This window comes from Streptomyces olivochromogenes, from assembly GCF_021538895.1.
GTDB classification, from domain to species: Bacteria; Actinomycetota; Actinomycetes; order Streptomycetales; family Streptomycetaceae; genus Streptomyces; species Streptomyces olivochromogenes_A.
This window is the reverse complement of the sequence record NZ_JADDRL010000243.1, coordinates 1-4,032: the sequence shown is the minus strand read 5'-3', so window position 1 is coordinate 4,032 and position 4,032 is coordinate 1. Positions and strand designations below refer to the sequence as shown.

Below are 4,032 nucleotides of genomic sequence, written 5' to 3'. Positions count from 1 at the left end.
TCGGCGACGCCGAGAGCCGGGCGAGCCGGCGGCTGTCGGTGTTCCCGGACGGCTTCGGCCCCCAGGCCGCCGCGGCCGTCTGCGCGGAGACGGGCGAGGAGCCGGAGGCCGTACGAGAGATGCTGCGGCGGCTTGAGGCGCGCGCCCTGCTGGAGAGCGTGCGCCAGGAGGACGGCTCCGTACGGTTCCGGCAGCCGGACCCCGTACGCACGCACGAGGTCCGGCGGCTGACGGAGGCCGACGAGGCCGACCGGGCGCACGACCGGCTGGTGGACTGGCTGACGCCCCTCGCGGAGCCCTTCTACGGACCCGGCCTCCCGCCCTCCGCCGAACTGAGCGTGATACGCCGCGAGTCGGGCGCGCTGCGACGGGCCCTGGAGTGGACCCTGGAGCGGCACGACGACCGTGCGCAGGCCCTCGCGCCCCCGCTGGCCCGGTTACTGCTGGAGGACGGGCGCGCCGAGGAGGCCCGCCGCCTGCTGGAGCGTGCGCTGGCGGTACCCGGCCCCGAGCACCGCTACCGCGCCTCGACGGCCTGGGCCGCGGCCTGGCACGCCTTCACCGAGGGCGACCATGCCGCCGCCCTGGAGCGGGCCCTCGACGCGGCCAGGATGGAACGGGCCCTGGACCGTCCGGCCCGGCTGATCCTGGCCCTCGGCCTGGCGGCCGCCTGCCATGTGGAGTTGGGGGACCCGGCGACCGGCCAGGTCCTGGGCAAGGAGGCGTTCTGCCTGCTGGCCACGGTCGAGGACGACGTGGAGGCCTGGGACCAGGCCGCCCTCGGCGTCACCGAGGTGCTGATCTACCTGGGCGACGAGGAGACCGCCGTCTCCCTCCTCGACGCATATCGCACTCGGGCCGCCGCGACCGGCGGGGAACGGCCCGTGTACAGCCGGGAACGGGAAAGCATGCTCGCCGCTCAGATCGCCCTCGCGCAGGAGGAGGCGCCGCGCGCGGAGAGCATTCTGCTCGCCGCCCTGCACCGCAATTCCGGCCATCTGCGAAGGATTTGGCTGGTGTGCGGGCTGGCCATCGTTTCGGCCATGCGCGGGAATCATTTTCGGACGCTGCTGCTGGCGGAAATGCTCGAACGGTGGTGTGCCGCCACGAAAATCCGGGCCGAACAGTGGTGGCAGCGCCGACTGGAGAAGGCGCTGGCCGTGTCACGCGCCGCCTGCGGGGCGGAACAGGCGCTCCGGGCCCGCCGGTTGGCGTCCCAGCTCACGCCCGAGGCGCTGTCCTCCTGGCTCGCCGAGGGCCCCGCGCGCGATACGGTCCCGGCACCGGCGGTGGCGGCCGCCCGGCTCACCGGGCGGGAGCGCGAGGTCGTGGCCCTGCTCGCGGACGGCCTGACGAATTATCAGATGGGGCGCCGCCTGGGCATTTCCGTGCGGACGGTGGAAACCCATCTGGACAACATCCGCAAGAAGACGGGACTGCGGACTCGGGCGCAGATCGGGATCTGGGCGTTCGTCCGGCTGGGGGCGGACAGGGCGGACAGGGCGGACAGGGTGGTCGCCGTGGTCCCATAGGCGGCGCGGCCGCGTCTCGTTACGTTACGAAAAGCGGCCCTGGGTACTACTGCGGATGTCGCACGGCTTCTCGTGTGTTTCATGATCTGTTTCGGGGGCCGGGGTCGGCAACTCGTTCGCGAAAGTCGACAACTCATAGGCGAAGCGGGGGAACTGCGTGCGAACTTTCCATTTCCTGGTGCCCCCGAATCCGGGAGGCCCCCGGTGATGCTCGACCTCGCCGATCCCACCACTTTCGCCGAACACGACATGCCGGCCTTCTGGCGCCGCCTGCGCCGCGAGGACCCGGTGCACTGGCAGCCCCCGGCCGACGGCCGCCCCGGCTTCTGGGTGGTCTCCCGCCACCGGGACGTCGAGGCCCTGTACCGGGACACCGAGGGATTCGCCGCCGCGCACGACACCGGCCCGGCGGCGCACGAGGGGATGAGCCTCGCCGTCACGCCGCGGGCCCTGCGCCGTATCCGGCCGTGCGTCGAGGAGCACGTCCGCGCTCTCGTACGGCGGGCGGTCGCGGCCGGTGTCTGCGACTTCGCCACCGAGGTCGCCGAGCGGATCCCGTCCCACACCGTCTGCGCCCTCCTCGACGTCCCCGCCGCCGACCGGCCCTTCCTGCTGGATGCCACGAAACGGTCCCTGGTCGCCCGCGGTGAAATCACCGAAATCACCGAAGTCACCGAAGTCACCGAATACTTCGCGGAGTTGGCGCGCGCCCGCCGCGCCCATCCCGGTGAGGACGCGGTGAGCGCCTTGGTCGCCGGACAGGTGCGGGGGCGGGCGCTGTCCGACGAGGACATCGCGCTGACCTGTGCCGGACTGCTCCTGGATGACGACGGCAGCGCCCGGCTCACCCTGACCGCCTTGGCGCGGGCGCTGGCCGAACACCCTTCGCAGTGGAGGGCGTTGCGCGGCGGCGAAATCGAACTGACCACCGCCACCGAGGAGGTGCTGCGCTGGGCCACCCCCGACCTGTACACCGCCCGCCGGGCCACCCGGGACACCACCCTGCACGGGCGGCACGTCCGGGCCGGTGACCTGGTCGCGCTCTGGCTGTCGTCCGCCAACCGGGACGAGGAGGTCTTCGCCGACCCGGACGTCCTCGACCTGCGCCGTACGCCCAACCCGCACCTCTCCCTCGGTGCCGGCTCCCGCCTCCGCGCGGGCGGGCTCCTGGGCCGGGCGGAGATCGGGGCGGTTCTCGCCGCGCTGCGCGACCACGCCCCGGACATCAGCCTCGCCGGGCCGGGCCAGCGCGTCCGCTCCACCGTGCTCCAGGGCCACAGCAGCCTGCCGGTGTCCTTCGCCCCCACCAGCGCGCCGCGGCTCCCCGCCACCGCGGACCGGCGCGTGAAACTCTTCCTCGTCCCCTTCGCGGGCGGCTCGGCCCGGGCCTTCCAGCCCCTGCTGGACGAGTTGGGCCCCGAGATCGACGCCGTGCCGATCGAGCCCCCGGGCCGTGACGGACGCCATCACGAGGAGCCGTACGGGACGTTCACGGAGGCGGTCGAGGACATCGCCGGCCTCGTCGCGGACCGGGCGGGTGACGGGCCGTACGCCGTCTACGGCTACAGCCTCGGCGGACTGTTCGGCTACGAGGCCGTCCGCCGGCTCGTCGCCCGGGGACACCGGCCGCCGCGGCACCTGTTCGTGTCCGCGAGCAGGCCTCCGCAGCGGCCGTACGGCCGCGACGGGCGGGCGGCCATCCACGCCTACCCCGACCTGGCGTTCCTGGGGGCGCTGGCGGCGACCGGCGGCGTCCCGGAGGAGTTCCTGGAGCACGCCGACGCGGTCTCGTTCTTCACCACGCGGATCCGGCAGGACTACGAGCTGTACGCCCAGTACCGCCATACGGGCTCCCACCCGAGGCTCAGCTGCCCGCTCACGGTCGTCACCGGCGCCGAGGATCCGGTCACCTCGCAGGGGGACCTGGACCTGTGGGCCGACGTCACCGACGGGCCGGTCACCCATCTGGATCTCGCGGACGCGGGCCACTTCTTCCTGGACAGCCACGCGAAGACGCTCGCCGCGCGGATCCACGCCGTCCTGCTCGACGATCCGGCGGCCGGCGCGCCGCACGCGCCGATGACCCCGGAGCTGTTCCGCGAGGCGATGGCCCACCTGGCCGCGCCCGTCACCGTGGTGACCACCCGGGACGCCGACGGCCGGCCGCGCGCCTTCACGGCCAGCGCGGTGTGCAGCCTGTCCGCGGACCCGCCGCTGCTGCTGGTGTGCGTCAACCGGGCCGGCAGCGCGTACGACGTGTTCGCCTCGGCCGACCGCTTCCTCGTCAACGTCCTCGGCGACGAACAGGCGGAAGTCGCCCGCGCGTTCGCCCGGCACGACCGCGCGGCGGCCGAGGCCACGCTGGTCCCGCTCGAACTGGGTCTGCCCGGACTGCCGGGTGCCGCGGCCCGGTTCGCCTGCACGCGCCGTCAGGTCCTGCCCGGCGGCGACCACAGCATCCTCACCGGCCGCCTGGAAACCGTCGCCCTCTCCGACACCC

2 protein-coding genes are annotated in these 4,032 nt (G+C 73.8%); both read left to right on the top strand.

Going from position 1 to position 4,032, the window contains the following annotated elements:
• Positions 1 to 1,532 (top strand): helix-turn-helix domain-containing protein (locus tag IPZ69_RS46505; protein ID WP_235460976.1); only part of this gene is annotated, 1,532 nt, incomplete at its 5' end.
• Positions 1,533 to 1,739: 207 nt separating this feature from the next.
• Positions 1,740 to 4,032, top strand: a 2,293-nt coding sequence (locus tag IPZ69_RS46500; protein WP_235460975.1) for a cytochrome P450, incomplete at its 3' end; no start/stop codon positions are given.